Source organism: Pseudoruegeria sp. SK021 (assembly GCF_002119405.1).
In the GTDB taxonomy this organism is placed as follows: Bacteria; Pseudomonadota; Alphaproteobacteria; order Rhodobacterales; family Rhodobacteraceae; genus Meridianimarinicoccus.
The window spans coordinates 55,226-73,012 of sequence record NZ_MTBG01000004.1 but is presented as its reverse complement, the minus strand read 5'-3'; the positions used below and the strand labels follow the sequence as shown (position 1 = coordinate 73,012).

Here is a 17,787-nt window from a genome sequence, read left to right as displayed (position 1 = left end):
CTTAATCACCGGGGCGCATCTTGGGCCGATAAAAACAGGGAACCGGGGTTCAGGGTGCCGTCCGGATCCATCAGCGCCTTGATCGCCGCCGAAAGCGCAAGGACCGCAGGATCGGCATGGTCTCTATAGGCTTGGCGCCGCGTTCTGCCAATCCCATGCTCGGCGCTCAAGCTGCCATCGAACCCGTCAAGCACGTCGTAAAGCCGGTTCAGCAACACCGGAATCATCCTGCATCGGCCGTCAATCGCCAGCGTCTCTGGCGGCAACATATTGTAGTGCACATTGCCGTCGCCGATGTGGCCATAGGCCAGTCGTTTCCATTCTGGCGCCGCGTCTGCCATTGCCGCATCCGCGGCGCGAATGAAGGCCGGGATGTCGGCCACCCGGACCGAGACATCGGTGCGCAGATGCCGTTCCACCGGGGCCTGCGCCAGCACCAACGCCTCGCGGATGGCCCACATCGCGGCAGATTGCTGGCCGTTGCTGGCAAGGGTGCCGTCGACGACAAGCCCCTCCTCCATGGCAGAGGCGATGAACTGTTCAGTCAGCTCGCGCAGATCGATCGGTCCGGAACAGCTGAGTTTCAACAAGACATAATAGTCATGACGTTCGGCCAGAGGCGCGCGGAGATCGGACTGATAAGCCAGTCCAAGATCAATACAGGCCTGCGGGATCAGTTCGAACGCGGTCAACAGATCGGCGCAATGGGCACGCGCCTGCCCGAACAAGGCGATCGCGGCGTCCAGATCCCGCAGGGCCACAAAGGCCGTCTCTTCGGAGGTATGCTGGGGGAACAGCTTCACCGTCACCCCGGTGATGATGCCCAAGGTTCCTTCTGCCGCGATAAACATTTGCTTCAGGTCGATGCCGCGATTGTCTTTGCGCAAACCCGACATCAGATTCAGCACTTGGCCATCCACCAGCACCACTTCCAACCCCAGCACCAAATCCCGCACCATGCCAAAGCGCAGCACGTTCAGCCCACCCGCATTGGTCGAGACCGCGCCCCCGATCTGCGCCGACCCCATGGCCCCGAACGACAGCGGAAACAGCCGGTCCTGCGCGGCGGCGGCATCACAGAGGGTTTGCACAATGCACCCGGCATCTGCCGCCAACGTATGGTTGGCCGCATCGATCTGCCGGATCCGGGTCATCCTGCCAAGGTTGAGGATCACGCAGCGGACCGCATCGCTGGCCACAGCCCCGCCCACCAACCCGGTATTGCCGCCTTGCGGGATGACCTGCAGGCCCGCCCGGTGGCAATATACCATGACTGCGGCGACCTCGTCTGTCGAACCGGGTCGCAGAACGAGGCAACTCTCAGACCGATAATCGCCCGTCCAATCGGTGAGATAGGGCGCGACATCCTTAGGGTCGGACAGAACATGGGCCGCGCCCAGAATGCGCGAAAGGTCATCAAGAGCGGTCATTTGAGGCAATCGACTTTCGGTTTGAGACGAGGCGTCTGTGGCGGGTTTGCGTCCCAAGTATACCCACAGTCACAAAAACGCCTAACAAAATCAGCGGCCTATCGCGGGCGTCCATCGCAAGACTGTCCTGAACAACGCGGGCATCACAGCCGGGGCATCGAAGGGCGGTGTAGCCGCAGATCGGGGCCCTCGGGACAGAACAAGCCGCACGCGATCAGGAAGCAAGCGGTTTTCTTGCGTGAAAGTTGCGCCACCCCGATACCGGTCTTTGACAGCACCAGCCCGGCGCTGTCAGATAGGGGCGGAAAGGCGCCTCACATGCCCAAAACTGCCAAAACCGACAGCGTAACCGCCAGAGCGCTGCCGCGCACAGCGCTTGTCATCGGCCTTTTGGCGGCGCTTCTGGCCGCGTCCTCGGTCGTCGGGTACCGCGCGATGGCCCGGACATTTCACCTGGAATTGGCCCGAGATGGCTATGAGGCGCTTGATCTATACGGCGAAATGACCCGGGGCTGGCTGAACCGATATCGCATGCTTGCCCCGATCTATGCCCGAGACCCCCGGGTTCTTGCGGTGTTGCGCGATCCGTCGGATGCTGCGGCCCGTGATGACCTGCAAGCCGAGATGGAAATCTGGAATGTCGCGTCGGGAACCTCGGTGACCTATCTGATGAATATGACGGGGATGACCGTCGCCGCGTCAAACGAATCCGACAGCGACAGTTTCAAAGGCATGAATTACGGCTTTCGGCCCTATTTCCGCGAGGCCGCCGAAGGCCGACTTGGACGGTTTTTCGGGCTGGGCACGCGCACCCGGCAACGGGGTTATTATTTCGCGGCCCCGGTGCGTGATGGCGACCGCACCCTTGGGGTCATGACGGTCAAGATTGAGGTCGACGCGCTGGAACGCGACCTGCGCCTCAGCCCCTATCAGGTCTTTCTGTCCGACGGGTCCGGCGTCGTGATCCTGTCGGGCAATCCGATCTTTCGCCTCACCACGCTGGCCCCGATCGACCCGGAGGATGCACTGCGAATTGCCACGGCCCGGCAGTTTGACCTGTCTGTCATCACACCTGCGCCGATTACCCAGATCGGAAGCTGGCTGGACAATCAACTGCCCGTCGTTCGCGCCCCGACCGATCGCTCGGAAGTGCAAACCGGCGCTTTCCTCCATCTGACCGAACCGATGATGGCCGAAGGTTGGACGCTGCATCTGTTGATGGACACGACAGAGGTGCATCATCGCCTGTGGTACATGGTACTGCTGCTTCTGGCATGCGGTTTGGCGATTTGCGCCACGGCAACCGTGATCTGGCAGAGGCGGCAGCGGTTGCTAGAGCATTTGCGCGTGCGCGAGCGGATGCAAGCAGTGCTGGAACAACGGGTCCTTGAACGCACCCACGACCTGAGCGCCGTCAATCAAAAACTGCGCTCAGAAGTGGGCGAGCGGCGCGCGGCCGAAGCCAGTTTGCGTCAATCGCAATCCGAACTGATCCAAGCCGGGAAACTGGCGGCTCTGGGGCAGATGTCGGCGGCACTGACCCATGAATTCAATCAACCGCTGACGGCGATCCGCACTTATGCCGAAAACGCCGCGGCCTTTGTCGATGCCGGGGCCACAGAAAAAGCCCGCGAAAATCTGACCCGCATCCAGCGGCTGACCGAACGGATGGCGCAGCTGTCGCGGCACCTGACTCGCTTTGCCCGACGGTCTCAGGACACCGTCGAACGGGTGTCGTTGCGGGACACCCTGAACGAAACGCTGGCCTTGCTACAAGGGCGGCTGGAACGGGCCGATGCCAAAGTGACGATCACCGGCAATCAGGACCTCTGGGTTCTGGGGGGGCAGGTCCGATTGCAGCACGTGATGATGAATTTGGTGGGCAATGCCCTCGACGCCGTACCAGAGGGGCGTCGCCCTGAAATCGACATCGACATCACGCAAGATCGCGATCAAATCATGCTTGTGGTTCAGGACAACGGCGACGGGATTGCCCCCGAGGTGTTGCCGCGGATATTCGATCCCTTTTTCACCACCAAGGACGTTGGCAAGGGGTTGGGTTTGGGACTGTCGATCAGTTTTAACATCGTTAAGGATTTTGAGGGTGCATTGCGGGCCGAGAACCGACCCGAGGGCGGTGCCCGCTTCACGGTCTCATTGCAGACCGCCCCTGCCCTGACACAGGACGCCGCCGAATGACCGCCTGCCCTATTCTGCTGATCGACGACGACGAAGATATCCGGCTTTCGGCGCAACAGGCGCTGGAACTGCGCGGCCACACGGTCACCGCCTTTGCCCGGGCGGATCGGGCGCTGGACCGGCTCGGCCCGCAGTTTCCCGGTGTGGTCGTCAGCGACATTCGCATGCCGCGCATGGACGGGCTGCAATTTTTAGAGGCCGCCCTTGCCCTTGATCCGGACCAGCCGGTAATCTTGATCACCGGGCATGGCGACGTGCCGCTTGCAGTCGAGGCCTTGAACAAGGGGGCCTATGATTTCATCGAAAAGCCCTTCTCTATGGATCATCTCGGGCAGTCGATCCTGCGCGCGGCCGAAAAGCGGCGGATGACCCTAGAATTGCGGGCAATGACCTCGGACAGCCCGCCGGACGATCCGCTGGATGGTCAACTGCTGGGGCGCGCTCCGGCAGTTGTAGAATTGCGCCGCAAGGTGCGGGCCACTGCAGAGACTGACCTTGATGTGCTGATCGTCGGCCAGACCGGCACAGGCAAGGAATTGGTGGCGCGGTCCATTCATGGCCTGTCAGATCGCCGTGACAAACCGTTTGTCGCCATCAATCTGGCCGCCCTGCCCGCCGCAAGCCTTGAGGCCGAACTGTTCGGCCACACCGCCGGGGCCTTTCCCGGTGCAATCCGCGCCCGAACCGGTCGGCTGGAACATGCGCGTGGCGGTACGGTGTATCTGGATGAGATCGGATCGACCCCCCTATCCGTTCAGGTCAAGCTGTTGCGCACCCTGAAAGACCGCGCCATTGAACCTTTGGGCAGCAGTGACCGGGTCGATCTGAATGTGCGCTTCATCGCGTCAACCCGTGATGCTTTGGAAGGGCTGGTCCAAACCGGCCAATTCCGCGACGATCTGTTATATCGTCTGAACCCGGTGACACTGCGCCTGCCGGCCTTGCGGGAACGGCCCGAAGACGTGCCGCGGCTGTTCCAGCATTTCGTCTCGCTGGCGGCGCGACGCTATCGCCGTGACCCGATCACCGTCGCGCCCGAGCGGTTGATGCAAGTGTCTGGGCTGGATTGGCCCGGCAATCTGCGCGAGTTGAAAAGCGCGGCCGACCGCCACGTGTTGGGCATCGACAGTGACCTTCCCGGCAGCGACACAATCGGGCAGAGCCTTGCTGATCAAATCGACCGGTTTGAAAAACAGGTCCTATGTGCTTCGCTGTCGGCCAATGACGGGAATTTGAAAGCGACCTACGAATCTCTCGGTCTGTCGCGCAAGACGCTGTACGAAAAAATGCAAAAGCACGGCCTGCGCCGGGACGATTTTGGGGACTAATCCCCGGCAGCGGCACCGAATGATCCGAACTTCACCCATCTGTTGTCCGGTTTTGGGTGCAAGCTGACACACCCGGCCTTGGCTGCCCCCCTAATTTTCGCATAACTGCCCTGCACTGCTTGCAAGTGAGCACGGGATGGGACTTTGTTGTGCATGGTCGTTTTTAAAGGCCGTACACCAGATCGAAGAGTCTGGACAACAAACTGCTTTTGGAGGAATTTATGACGTTTCGCACCACTCTGGCCGCCGCTGCAAGTGTGCTGGCCCTGACTTCCGCACCGCTGTTCGCCGCCTGCGAAGATGGCGAGATCCTGATCAAATTTGCGCATGTCACCAACACCGACAAGCACCCCAAAGGGATCGCGGCGCAACTGTTCGCAGACCGGGTCAACGAAGAAATGAACGGCGTGGCCTGCGTCGAAGTCTTTCCGAACTCGACCCTTTACGACGACGACAAGGTTCTAGAAGCAATGCTGCTGGGCGACGTTCAGATGGCCGCGCCGTCCTTGTCCAAGTTCGAGACGTTCACCAAAAAATTCCGCCTGTACGACCTACCCTTCGTGTTCCGTGACATCAATGTTGTCGACGCGTATCAGATGTCCGACGATGGCCAGGCGCTGCTGGACTCGATGCAGCGCAAAGGCCTTCAGGGGTTGGCCTATTGGCATTCCGGCATGAAGCAGATGTCCGCCAACACGCCGCTTTTGGTCCCAGCCGATGCTGAAGGCCTGAAATTCCGCATCCAAGCCTCTGACGTGCTGCAGGCGCAGTTCGAAGCCATCGGCGCGAACCCGCAAAAGATGGCGTTCTCGGAAGTGTACGGCGCCCTGCAAACCGGGGTTGTGGATGGCCAAGAGAACACATGGTCCAACACCTATGGCCAGAAATACTTCGAAGTTCAGGACGGCATCACCAATACCGATCACGGGGTTCTTGATTACCTCGTCGTTGTTGGCGCCGAATGGTGGGATGGTCTGCCCGACGATGTCCGCGATCAACTGGCGACTATCATGATGGAAGTCACGGTTGAGCGGAATGCGGCTGTCACCGAGGTGGAAGAGGCCTCCAAGCAGGCGATCATCGCCACCGGTGCGGAAGTCCGCGAATTGACCCCAGAACAGCGCGCGCTGTGGGTCGAGGCGATGCAGCCGGTCTGGGCGCAGTTCGCCGGCGACATTGGTCAGGACGTGATCGACAACGCCGTGTCCTATAACGAGCTGACCAACTAAAATGCGGATGCGGGGGCGGTTACAGCCCCCGCATCCCGCTTTGGGCGTAAACGCCTGATTTAAACCAAAACCGATAGTCCATCGACCCATGAAGCCGCCACCGGAGTCCCGAGGGGCAGCTCATCACCGTTTTTTCCGGGAGGAGCCTACCATGTCTGCCACGCCGCAAACGGCGCTGGGGCGGGTCATCAACACCATTGAGGAAACGCTGATCGCGGTCATCCTCGGGATGATGACCATCATCACCTTCGCCAATGTGATCGCCCGCTACGTCTTTAACTCCAACATCCTCTGGGCCTTGGAAGCCACCGTGTTCCTGTTTGCTTGGCTGGTCTTGCTGGGGGCCTCGTATCTGGTGAAAATCACCGGGCAGTTGGGTGTCGATGCGGTGGTCAATCTTCTGCCGGCCGGCCCCCGCCGTTGGGTGACGCTGGTGGCCGCAGCATTCTGCATCATTTATGCGGGGCTGATGCTGATCGGGTCGTGGCAATATTGGTCGCCGTTCGTCGGCAAACAGGCGTGGTACGAGGTCAACGATATTCTGATGTTTGATTGGCTCCGCTTCATTGAGCCGATCATGAACGAAGGCGAAGCCTACGAAAAACTGCCCCGGTTCATCCCCTACGCCGCTCTGCCCATCGGCATGGCCCTTCTGACCTTCCGCTTTATCGAAGCGGGCTGGAATGTCTGGACCGGACGCGCCGAATTGCTGATCGCCAGCCATGAAGCCGAAGATCTGGTCGAAGACGCGGCCGCCAAAGCGAAAGAGGTCTAAGTCATGGATGTCGTTCTTCTGTTCGCGATGGTCATTGGCCTGATGCTGATCGGTGTGCCGATTGCAGTCAGCCTTGGGCTGTCCTCTATCGTCTTTCTGCTGGCCTTTTCCGACACGTCACTGGGCTCGGTTGCCCAGCAGATGTTCAACGCGTTTTCCGGCCATTACACCCTGCTTGCGATCCCGTTCTTCATTCTGGCCTCGACCTTTATGTCGACGGGCGGCGTCGCGACGCGGATCATCCGGTTTGCCGTGGCGATGGTCGGGCATTTCCGCGGCGGTCTGGCGATGGCGGCGGTGTTTGCCTGCATGTTGTTCGCGGCGCTGTCCGGGTCCTCGCCCGCAACCGTGGTCGCCATCGGGTCGATTTGCATCACCGGCATGGTCAAAGTCGGCTATACCAAAGACTTTGCCGCAGGTGTGATCTGTAACGCCGGCACCTTGGGCATCCTGATCCCGCCCTCCATCGTCATGGTGGTCTACGCGGCCTCGGTCGATGTGTCGGTTGGCCGGATGTTCCTGGCGGGCGTGATCCCGGGCCTTCTGGCCGGGCTGATGCTGATGATCGGGATCTATATCGCCGCCCGGTGGAAAAATCTGCCTGCACAACCTTGGGCCGGTTGGGGCGAGGTGTTCGCTTCGGCACGGGATGCCGGTTGGGGCCTGTTCCTGATCGTGATCATTCTGGGCGGAATCTATGGCGGGATTTTCACCCCGACCGAAGCCGCAGCCGTGGCCGCGATCTATGCCTTCCTGATTGCCAACTTCGTCTATCGGGATATGGGGCCGCTGGCGACGGTTGACGGGCAGCCAAACCACGCCCTCTACCGCCGCCCTTGGGCCCTGCTGACCGCATTCGTGCATCCTGACGTCCGCAAGGCCCTGTTCGAATCCGGCAAAGTAACGGTGATGCTGATGTTCATCATCGCCAACGCCTTGATCCTGAAGCACGTGCTGACGGATGAGCAGATCCCGCAGATGATCACCAACGCCCTGCTGGATGCGGGCTTCGGCCCCATCATGTTCTTGATCATCGTCAATGTGATCCTGCTGATCGGCGGTCAGTTCATGGAACCTTCGGGCCTTGTGGTCATCGTGGCACCGCTGGTCTTTCCGATTGCCATCGAACTGGGGATCGATCCGATCCATCTGGGCATCGTCATGGTCGTGAACATGGAGATCGGGATGATCACGCCCCCGGTCGGTCTGAACTTGTTCGTGACCTCCAGCGTGGCCAACATGCCGATGATGCATGTGGTCCGCGCCGCCCTGCCTTGGCTCGGCATCCTGTTCCTGTTCCTGATCATCGTCACCTATGTGCCGATCATCTCCACATGGTTGCCGACGACCTTCATGGGCCCGGAAACGATCATCAGATAGCGCAGTACAGTCCGTCCCGATACTCCCTCACATCGGGACGGACTGATACGACGAAACGGCGACGACAGGTCCCCCTGCGTCGCCGTTTTTGTTTGTCTTAGCGGCGGTGCCAGCCCCCGGATGATCAGGCGGCAGCATGGCCCTTTGTGCGTTTAGTCGGCCAGCAAACTGCCCATGCGGCGCATGGCCAGCGCATAGCCGTCCACCCCAAATCCGGCAATCACCCCGTCAGCCCGCAGCGATACGTAGGATTTATGGCGAAAAGCCTCCCGCTTGTGGACGTTTGAGATGTGGACCTCAAGCACGGGGCCATCATAGGCATTCAGGGCATCCAAGATCGCCACCGAGGTATGGGTGAACGCCGCCGGATTGATGATGATCCCAGCCGCCTTAAGACGCGCCTCATGAATCCAATCGATGATTTGACCTTCATGGTTCGATTGCAGCAGCTGTGAGGTCAATCCGACCTCTGCCGCGACCGCAGCGCAGGTTGTGGCGACATCGTCGAGGGTGGCGTGGCCATAGACCTCGGGCTGGCGTTGCCCCAACAAGTTGAGATTGGGTCCGTTCAATATGGTGATCAGCTTAGTCATGGCGACGGGGTTCCGTTACAAGTCAGGGTCGAGGACCGGTGGCACCGGGCTCTAAGACCCTACGCATTGCGATGCGGATGACAATGCCAACGGCGCGTCGGCACCGGTCAGGTCCGGCCAGCGAAAGCCGCCAAAGCGCCGTTCCAGCGAGGCCCCCAAGGTCATCAGCCGCGCTTCACTGTCCATCGGACCCACCAATTGCACGCCGATCGGCAGGCCGTCACTGGGCGCAGGGATGGCCAGCGCCGGCAGCCCGGCCGCATTCACCCAACCGGTATAAACCGCCGAGCCGCGGGGACCGACAGCCAGACCATTGATCTGTCTGGGATAGCTTTCAGTCGCATTCCAAGGCATGGCTGCGGCGGTGGGGGTCATGATGACGTCACAAGTTGCAAACAGATGCGGGGCCGCGGCCCTCAGTTCTGCGATCTGGTCAAGAATGCGATAAAGCTCGGTCGCCGGTGCCGACGCCCCACGCGCGGCCATCTCTTGATATTTCGGGGCGGCTGTGGCGGCCACGTCAGGCTCGTCGGCGAAATACCGGGCGAGGCCGATCTCGGCGATCCGCGGCCATGCACGGTTCAGCTCTGTCAGGTTCAGCGGAAATGCCGCTTCGGTCACGTCATGACCCAGATCGACCAACGCATCTGCTGCCGCCTTGAGCGCTGTCAGGATCTCTGGATCGCACGGCGCATCGCCCATCCGCGGCACCAGCAGAACCCGCAACGGCCCACCTGCCCCAGACCGGACGGGGTGCCCAGAAAGGATGCTGTCCAGCGAAGCCACATCCCGCATAGACCGGGCAATCGGTCCGACATCTTCAAAATCCAGCAGAACTTGCGCCAAGCCGCCACTGCGCGGCACACGCCCCTTGCCCGGCTTCAACCCCACCAGTCCGCAATAGCCCGCAGGGCGCCGAATCGACCCGCCGCCGTCGGTCCCCAGACCGGCCCAAGCCAGCCCCGAGGCGACCGCAGCCACCACTCCGCCCGACGACCCGCCCGGTGTCAAACGAGCATCAAATGGGTTCCGGGTAGGCCCGAATGTCAGATTGTCCGTATAGCCTTCGACCGCAAATTCCGGCGTATTTCCTTTGCCCAATACCACCAGACCTGCTGCGCGCAGCCGGCCCACAGGACCTTCATCCACGTGACACCGGCGCGACGCTAATGTCCGATTTCCCCACGCGGCAGGCATCCCCGCAGCCACCAGATTATCCTTTAAAATAATCGGCACCCCGTCCAGCGGGCCGCGTGTTACGCCGTTGCGCCAGCGTTCGGTCGCCGCAGCCGCCTCGGCCTTCGCCATGGGATTTCTCGCACTATAGCAGCCAAGCTTGGGGTCCAGACGCGCAATGTCTTGTTCAACTTGCTCCAACGCTTCGGTCGGGGTCGCGGTGCCTTGAGAAAACAGCGCCGCTAGGCCTGTAGCATCGAATTGGGAAAGTTTCATTCCGCGTCACTCCGGGGCGATCATAAAGCTTCTTCGACCGTTATGTAGACCAAGCGATATCCGTCTTGAGATATCGCTCTTACGACGGACAACATCTATCCGATCTGTAAACCAGCGGCCGTTCTTACGTCATCATGCAAGATTATGGGACAGTTTCAATGCCATATCCATGTGTTCTGAGCGCTTTTAAGCGGATGAGACCAAATTGCGCCACAGATTTGCATCGCGTGGGGATGCAAATTTCTGTCTGTTGATGCGGCGCCTACCGCACCGGTCGCGCATAAAAAAAACCGGGCGGATGACCGCCCGGTTATGGTGAGACCCGAAGGCCGGATTTATCTGTACTTCTTGATTTCGCCGGATTTCAGGCGTCTCAAGTAGGAATTGACCTCACGCTTGACCACCGGCATCAGCACATAAAGGGCAACGATGTTGACCACTGCCATAGCGAAGATCGCGGCATCCGAGAAGTCGATAACCGGACCAAGACTGGCCGACGCACCGACAATCACGAAGAAGCAAAAGATCAACTTGAAGATCAGTTCCTGCGTCGCCCCTTCACCGAAGAGATAGGTCCACGCTTTTATGCCGTAATAAGACCACGAGATCATGGTCGAAAAGGCGAACAGCACCACCGCGATGACCAGAACGAACGGGAACCAGCTGAGCGCCGATCCAAATGCCGCCGACGTCAGACCAACGCCCGAGGTATCGCCGATGGTGGCAATGGTTCCGGACTCGTTCATGATGTAGAGACCAGTTTCAGGATCGATCATCAACTGCTGGGTAAAGATGATCACCAGCGCCGTCATGGTACAAATCACGACCGTGTCGATGAACGGCTCCAGCAGCGACACAAAGCCTTCGGTGATCGGCTCTTTGGTGCGGACGGCCGAGTGGGCAATCGCTGCAGAGCCAACCCCGGCTTCGTTCGAGAACGCCGCCCGGCGGAAGCCTTGGATCAATGCGCCTATCGCACCGCCCGTGATGCCCATATCGGTGAACGCGCCTTCAAAGATCTGGGTGAAGGCCCAGCCGATGCTGCCGATGTTCATCAAGATGATGACCAACGCCGTGCCGACATAGAGGATGCCCATAAACGGCACGATCTTCTCGGTGACCTGCGCGATGGATTTCACCCCGCCGATGATTACGATGAAGACAATGGCCGCAAAGATGATGCCCGTGATCCAGCCGGGATAGTCACCAAAGACGCCGGTCAACTGCTGGTGGGCCTGATTGGCTTGGAACATATTGCCGCCGCCAAGTGCGCCCAAGATACAGAAGATCGAGAACAAGATCGCCAAGAACCGCCCGCCGGGGACACCCTTTTCCGCGAAACCCTTGGTCATGTAATACATCGGACCACCCGACACCATGCCATTGGGATACTCGTTGCGATACTTAACGCCGAGGGTACATTCGGTAAATTTCGACGCCATCCCCAGAAGACCGGCAAGGATCATCCAGAAGGTGGCTCCGGGTCCGCCGATGCCGATCGCAACCGCAACGCCCGCGATATTCCCAAGGCCGACAGTGCCAGACAGGGCCGTGGTCAAGGCTTGGAAATGGCTGACTTCGCCGGCGTCATCGGGATCGGAGTAATCGCCCCGCACCAGTTGCAGCGAATGCCGGATCACACGGAACTGAATGAAGCCGAAATAAAGGGTGAAAATGCTGGCGGCGATCACCAGCCACGCCACAATCCAAGCAAAATTTGTGCCGGGAATCGGCGCGAAGATGAAACTGACGAACCACCCGGTGGAGGCCGCAAAAATGCCATTGATGGTTTCGTCCATCGTTTGCGCACTGGCGCTGCCGGCAAGCAGCGTCAAGAGTGCTGCAATCGACAGGGCGCGCGCGTCCATACGTTGAATCATTCTATCTACCTGTCTGTTGAGTTCAGGGCACAATGGTGCATGGCACCGGTGCGATCTGCGCCAGCGAGCCTGCGACGGACCCGAAAATCCGGGCCGCAAATCCGGTTTGCCCGGTGCGGCCGACAATGATTTCTGACGCCCCGACGTCTCTGGCAACTTTGACCAAGGTCTCCACGACATGTCCGAACCGGGTCATGGCCTCGACCGTGACGCCTTTTCTGGCCAGATCCGCAATCAGAGGTTTCAGGATCGTGTCCTCGGCGCGGCTAATTTCTTCTTTCCGGCGGCCATGCCGCTCTTCAATTTCTTCGGGTGTGAGAAAGCTGTAGGGCGACCATTCCAACACGTGGACGATCACCAACTTGGCATCCGCCGCGCTGGCACGGGTGATGGCGACCTCCACAGCGCGCCCGGCTGCTGCGCTGCCATCATAGGCCGCGACAATCGTATTTGGCATAAATTCAATTCCCTTGTTGTGGCCCCAATATTACTTTGGGTAACAGAACTGTGACGTAATGCTGGCAAATTAATAGAGAAAACTGCCCGAAAGCGGTTTTTTTGTCCAAAAATAAGGCATCCATCGTGTTCGCCCCGCCAAATTCACAGCGGTCCCGCCGCCGTCCGATGCCGGGTCACAGCGATTGCAGCCGCGATCATCACAGGACATGATCGGCGGGCGGACAGCCCGCAGACCACATAGAAACGGAGCGTTAGATATGGCGGCAGGACTGGCCCCTTGGATCACGGCGCGGCGGGACGGCGCGATCCGGTCCCTGCGCGGCGCCGTCTCCGCGACACATCTGGAACGCCACCGCCAAGGTTTTGGCTGGACGGTCCGGCCGGTTCCGGGGTCAATCCTCGCCTCGCCGCGAATGAGCGCATGGGATCCCGAGCCGGATTATTTCCATCACTGGATCCGCGATGCGGCAATCGTCATCCGGGTCTGGCCTGACATTCTGGCGGACCTCCCCGAGGCCGAGCACGACTGGTGGGTGCAAGCGTTTCACGACCATGTCACCTTTTCTCTGGCCATTTCCGATCCGGCCCGGCCAGCGCCAAAAACCAATCCTCTGGCTGCCACCACTCGCGCGGATCACCGCCAATTTTTGCGCCCTGAGGCCGAATTGCGTCTGTTGTCCGGTGCGGCATGGCTGAACGAGACCCGCTTTGCCCCCGATGGCAGCCCCGACTCCGAACGCTGGAGCGCGCCGCAATTCGACGGCCCGGCCTTGCGGGCCTCGGCGATCATGGCGGTGACAGCAGCCCTGCCCGCGCTATCCAGCCCGAATGCGGACCGCCTGATTGCCCGCGATCTGGCGCATGTTCTGGCCCATGCCGGTCAACCCTGCATTGGCCCATGGGAAGAGCCCCCCGCACGGCGGCACAGCTATACCCTGATCGCGCAATGGGATGCGCTGGACCGTGGGGCGATGTGGTCGGCAGCACACGGTGACGCGGCACTGGCCGCACGCTGCACTGCGGCTGCCAAGCGTTTGATCACCCTTATGGAGGGCGCGGCGGACCCCCTCCAAGACGCATGGATCGAAAGCCTTGAGGGTGCGCCGGGTCAGGTGGATGCGGCCACGGTGCTGGCAATCTTGCAAGCCGGACGTGGCGACGGGCCCTTTGCCCTAACCGCGCCGCGCACGAGGGGAACAGCGGCGGCGCTGGCCCAGCAATGCGCGTCGCTTTATCCGATCAACCGGGGGCGGGCAGTCCCTGCCATAGGGCGTTGGGCCGAGGATGCCTTTTTCGGCGGCAATCCGTGGTATCCGGTGACCTTGGGCTTTGCCGAGTTGTACTACCGGATCGCGGCCCAAACCGGGGACACCGCAGCCTTCGCCAAGGCCGAGGGCTGGATGGACCTGATCCGCGAGGTCGCACCAAGCGGCGATGCCCTGCCCGAACAATTCGACCGGTCAAGCGGCGCGCCGACCTCAAGCCTTGAGTTAAGCTGGAGCGCGGCCGCGTTTATCGCCGCCGCCGCCGCGCGGGATGCGGCCTGCGCCCGATGTCAGGACAGCTCCGCACTGGACAGGCCATCGCCCTGAAACCCCAGCGCCGCCAAACCATTGCGAATTTCGGGCCGCGCCATGACCAAGCGCCAGATCAGGCCCGAGCGGTAATTTTCTAAGCCGATCACAATCGGCGCCTGATCGATGGCAAGGCGGCTTTCGGCGATCCAGTCCTGATCCAGATTGAAGGCATCGACAAATCCCGCCTCGCCCCAGATCCGATCGCCAAGGCAGTCATGGAAATGGCGCAAAGCCTGCATGGATTCGACCGGAGTAAAGGCGAACGAGCCAAGCGCGGCGGTCGGGGTGATTGTGCCGGTGTCATGATGCGGCGCATGGGCGGCATATCCGGCCGGGTCATCACTGGCGGTCAGGCCCCAACAGTCCGGGCCATAGCCGGTCCAGTGATGCGGGTTAGCCAAACAATGCGCCCGATTGACCAACGCATGCGCCCGCGCCTGCTGACCATAATCCGCATAGGCATCGCGCAGCCCGCGTGGATCGATCCCGAGAAACGGATACTGCGACAGAAACAGCGGCCCGCCCCGGTCCGGTCCAAGCGGCAAGACGATCCCGTCATAGCTTTGGCCATTCAGAAATTCAGGCGCGCGGGCCCAACTGTCGTGATAGGCCCGGGACGGCAGCGGATGCGTCGGCGATCCCGCGCCAAGGATAAAGACCGGCAGCGCCTCGTTCCAGCCGCGGATCGGCAGAGCGTGCTCGGCCCAAGGGGTGGTCGGATGGCGATGCCACATCACCGCGCAATCGGCTTGGCGCAGATGGGCGGTCCATTCCACCGCGTTGAACAGCGCCTCGATCCGAACGCCCAGATCGGACAGTTCCGAAAAGTACTGGGCGGCCGCCAGCAGGCCGGTCATTAAAAAGGCGGTTTCGACCAGATCACCGCCAACATCACCGGGAGAAAACGCAATGACGCGCCCGGTCTTGCCGGACAGAAAATGCGGAAAAACCCCGTGAAAGCGGTCGGCGGTTTCCAGATAGTCCACCAAGCGATACAGCCGGTCGGCCAAATCGCGACGCGGCCGCCAACCCCGCTCGGCGACGACGATCTGCGCCATCAGGCCAAAGCCGGTGCCGCCGGTGGTGACGGTGTCGTCAATGTCATAGCCGAAATCCCCGGCACTCCGCTCGCGGGCCATGCCGCTGGTGGGATGGCTCCAATCGGTGAAGTAGCTGGCCGTGGCTTGGGCCACCCGATCGCGCAGCGCCGCATCGTCCAAGCCCCGGATCACGCCAGCCATGTCAGCTCTGCCATTTGGGTGTCGCGGCTATTGGGCCCCACATGAAGCTGGATCACCCCAGGGTCCCAGACCTGCTGCGCCAAATCCATTGATGGCGCCAAGGGATAGCTGATCTGATCGCAGGTGACCGTGAACGGAACCGAGGCCGTCTCGCCCGGCGCCAGCGCGACCTGCCGGAAATCGATCAACATCCGGGCCGGGCGGGTGATCCGCGCCACCGGATCGGACAGATAGAGCTGGACCGTTTCGACAGTGGCCCGGTCGCCGTCATTGGTGACCGCGACCGTCAAGGTAACCTCACCCTCCTGCCCGGTGGCGGTCGGGGCCGACAGAACCGGCGCACCGTAGCGGACCGAACCGTAGCCCAAGCCAAAGCCGAACGGAAACGCGGCGGCGGCATCGGCGTCATCAAGATCAAGCCAACCGGTGCGGAACTTTTCAAACCGGCCTCGATTGGGTCGCCCGGTGGTTTCGGCGGCATAGCTCAGCGGGCCTTCACCGGGATGAGCTGGCAGGCTGACCGACAACCGCGCCGAGGGGGCCTCATCGCCAAACAGCACATCTGCCACCCCTTCGGGTCCGGCGGTGCCCCCGTGCCACGCATAAAGCAACGCGTCGGCAGCGGCGGTCGCACTGCCAAGCGCCAGCGGACGCCCGGCGAAGACCACCACCACCAACGGCGTGCCGGTCTCGGCCAGCGCCGCCAACAACCGGCGCTGCGGCGCGGGAATGTCGGGCATCAGCCGGGACGACGATTCGCCCGCATGTTCCTTGGCCTCGCCAATTGCCAAGATCACCACATCGGCGGCACGGGCGGCCGTCACTGCTTCGGCAATCATCTGGGCAGGATCACGCGGATCAATCTCCACGGTGGGTCCATGCACGTTCAAGCGGTCGGCCAACCACGGGACATCGACAACATTCGCACCGCGTGCCGTCGTGACCTGCACCCCAGTCCGGCTGGCAATCGCCTCGTGCAGGGTCGTCACCTCGCGCGCATCAGCAGAAACCGCCCAAGTGCCCAGCATGTTGGTGCGATCGTCCGAGAATGGCCCGATCAGAGCTATTCGACCCTCGGCGGGCAAGGGCAGGACCCCATCATTTTTCAGCAGAACCGCGCTTTGCGCCGCCGCACGACGGGCCAACGCCCGGCCTTTAATCCGGTCCGGCGCGGGCACTGCCCCATCCAGCCCGCGATAAGGATTGTCGAGCAACCCAAGGCGCGCCTTGAATGTCAGCACCCGCAGGCAGGCGCGATCAATCAAGGTGACGATGGATTCGGCAGATAGGCAAAGGCCGCAATCCGGCGCATCCAGCCCCGAAGCCGCCAGTTCCGGCAGTTCGGCCAGATAGCTTTCGCCCACCATATCCATATCGATCCCGGCATGCAGCGCCCGCGCCACGATGGCCGGGCCACTGCCAAGGCCGTGGGCGGTCAGTTCCGCCACACCAGTATAATCCGAGACGACCAGCCCGTCGAAACCCTGTTTCCCGCGCAGCCATCCCTCGATCAAATCACCATTGGCATGCATCGGCACTTTGTTGACTGCGTTGAAGGCGGCCATGACCGACGCCGCACCGGCCGCCAAACCGGCCTCGAACGGGGGCAAATACAGACCCAGCAGATCCTCCCAAGCCAGCGACGCGTTGTCATAATCCCGTCCGCTCAGCGGCGCGCCATAGGCCACGAAATGCTTGAGGCACGCCGCAACCCGCCCGGGACCGGCGGGATCGTCGCCCTGCAACCCCGCAGTCATGGCCACCGCCACCCGCGCAGCCAGATACGGATCCTCGCCCGGGCTTTCGGCAACCCGGCCCCAGCGCGGATCCCGCGTCACGTCAATCATCGGCGCATACACTTGGTGCAACCCTTCGGCGGCAGCTTCGGCAGCGGCAAAGGCTGCGGTGTCCTCGATCAGCCCCATGTTCCAGCTAGAGGCCAACGCCACCGGCAGCGGAAACACCGTGCGGTGACCATGAATCACGTCCTCGGCAAAAAACAGCGGAATGGCCAGGCGCGACCCGTCCAGCGCCCGCTCCTGCATCGCCCGGGCCGAGGCCAGCGATTTGGTCCCGAAGATGGCCCCAATCATCCCGGTATCAAGCCGGGTGCCGAGGGTGGTGGGGCCACCTGCCCCGGTCGCAAGGCCTTCACCTGCCGCCAAAAGATTGAGCTGCCCGATTTTCTCGGACAGCGTCATGCGCGCCAACAGCGCCTTGGGATCAACCATAAAAAGAACTCTG

13 protein-coding genes are annotated in these 17,787 nt (G+C 61.4%); 6 read left to right on the top strand and 7 right to left on the bottom strand.

Features of this window, described 5'->3' with window-relative positions:
• Positions 1-5: 5 nt before the first annotated feature.
• Positions 6-1,430: an FAD-binding oxidoreductase gene (locus tag BV911_RS19120; RefSeq protein ID WP_139840032.1), complete on the bottom strand. Its 1,425-nt coding sequence runs from the start codon at positions 1,428-1,430 to the stop codon at positions 6-8.
• A gap of 318 nt (positions 1,431-1,748) precedes the next feature.
• Here BV911_RS19120 and BV911_RS19115 point away from each other — a divergent pair, with 318 nt between their 5' ends.
• The 5 genes from BV911_RS19115 to BV911_RS04730 all read left to right on the top strand — a co-directional run bounded on the left by BV911_RS19115 (position 1,749) and on the right by BV911_RS04730 (position 8,341).
• Positions 1,749-3,629, top strand: coding sequence for an ATP-binding protein (locus tag BV911_RS19115; protein ID WP_168183978.1), 1,881 nt, complete (start codon positions 1,749-1,751; stop codon positions 3,627-3,629).
• Entirely contained in the window at positions 3,626-4,957 is a 1,332-nt protein-coding gene (locus tag BV911_RS04745; RefSeq protein WP_086052444.1) for a sigma-54 dependent transcriptional regulator, read from the top strand. The genes BV911_RS19115 and BV911_RS04745 overlap by 4 nt, the downstream gene beginning before the upstream one ends.
• A 221-nt stretch (positions 4,958-5,178) precedes the next feature.
• On the top strand, positions 5,179-6,186 hold the full coding sequence (locus BV911_RS04740) for a DctP family TRAP transporter solute-binding subunit (RefSeq protein WP_086052443.1): 1,008 nt from the start codon (positions 5,179-5,181) through the stop codon (positions 6,184-6,186).
• Between the two features lie 151 nt (positions 6,187-6,337).
• Positions 6,338-6,961: a TRAP transporter small permease gene (locus BV911_RS04735; RefSeq protein ID WP_086052442.1), complete on the top strand. Its 624-nt coding sequence runs from the start codon at positions 6,338-6,340 to the stop codon at positions 6,959-6,961.
• A gap of 3 nt (positions 6,962-6,964) precedes the next feature.
• On the top strand, positions 6,965-8,341 hold the full coding sequence (locus BV911_RS04730; RefSeq protein ID WP_086052441.1) for a TRAP transporter large permease: 1,377 nt from the start codon (positions 6,965-6,967) through the stop codon (positions 8,339-8,341).
• Between the two features lie 152 nt (positions 8,342-8,493).
• On the opposite strand, the gene aroQ is transcribed toward BV911_RS04730, so the two are convergent.
• The 4 genes from aroQ to BV911_RS04710 all read right to left on the bottom strand — a co-directional run bounded on the left by aroQ (position 8,494) and on the right by BV911_RS04710 (position 12,723).
• Positions 8,494-8,934 carry a type II 3-dehydroquinate dehydratase gene (gene aroQ, locus BV911_RS04725; protein WP_086052440.1) on the bottom strand — a complete coding sequence of 147 codons (441 nt, stop codon included), beginning with the start codon at positions 8,932-8,934 and terminating at the stop codon, positions 8,494-8,496.
• A 51-nt stretch (positions 8,935-8,985) separates the two neighbouring features.
• The gene (locus tag BV911_RS04720; protein WP_086052439.1) at positions 8,986-10,386 is read right to left on the bottom strand and encodes an amidase; all 1,401 of its coding nucleotides are present in this window, start codon (positions 10,384-10,386) and stop codon (positions 8,986-8,988) included.
• Between the two features lie 335 nt (positions 10,387-10,721).
• On the bottom strand, positions 10,722-12,266 hold the full coding sequence (locus BV911_RS04715; protein ID WP_168183977.1) for a sodium:alanine symporter family protein: 1,545 nt from the start codon (positions 12,264-12,266) through the stop codon (positions 10,722-10,724).
• Positions 12,267-12,288: 22 nt separating this feature from the next.
• Positions 12,289-12,723: a universal stress protein gene (locus tag BV911_RS04710; protein ID WP_086052437.1), complete on the bottom strand. Its 435-nt coding sequence runs from the start codon at positions 12,721-12,723 to the stop codon at positions 12,289-12,291.
• A 259-nt stretch (positions 12,724-12,982) separates the two neighbouring features.
• Between BV911_RS04710 and BV911_RS04705 the strand changes: the two genes are divergently transcribed.
• Positions 12,983-14,317, top strand: coding sequence for a glycoside hydrolase family 15 protein (locus BV911_RS04705; RefSeq protein WP_168183976.1), 1,335 nt, complete (start codon positions 12,983-12,985; stop codon positions 14,315-14,317).
• Here the strand turns inward: BV911_RS04705 and BV911_RS04700 are convergent.
• Positions 14,281-15,543: a glucoamylase family protein gene (locus tag BV911_RS04700; protein WP_086052435.1), complete on the bottom strand. Its 1,263-nt coding sequence runs from the start codon at positions 15,541-15,543 to the stop codon at positions 14,281-14,283. The genes BV911_RS04705 and BV911_RS04700 overlap by 37 nt on opposite strands.
• Positions 15,531-17,774, bottom strand: a complete 2,244-nt coding sequence (locus BV911_RS04695) for a glycoside hydrolase family 3 N-terminal domain-containing protein (RefSeq protein ID WP_086052434.1) — start codon at positions 17,772-17,774, stop codon at positions 15,531-15,533. Before BV911_RS04695 ends, BV911_RS04700 begins: the two co-directional genes overlap by 13 nt.
• Positions 17,775-17,787: the final 13 nt, after the last annotated feature.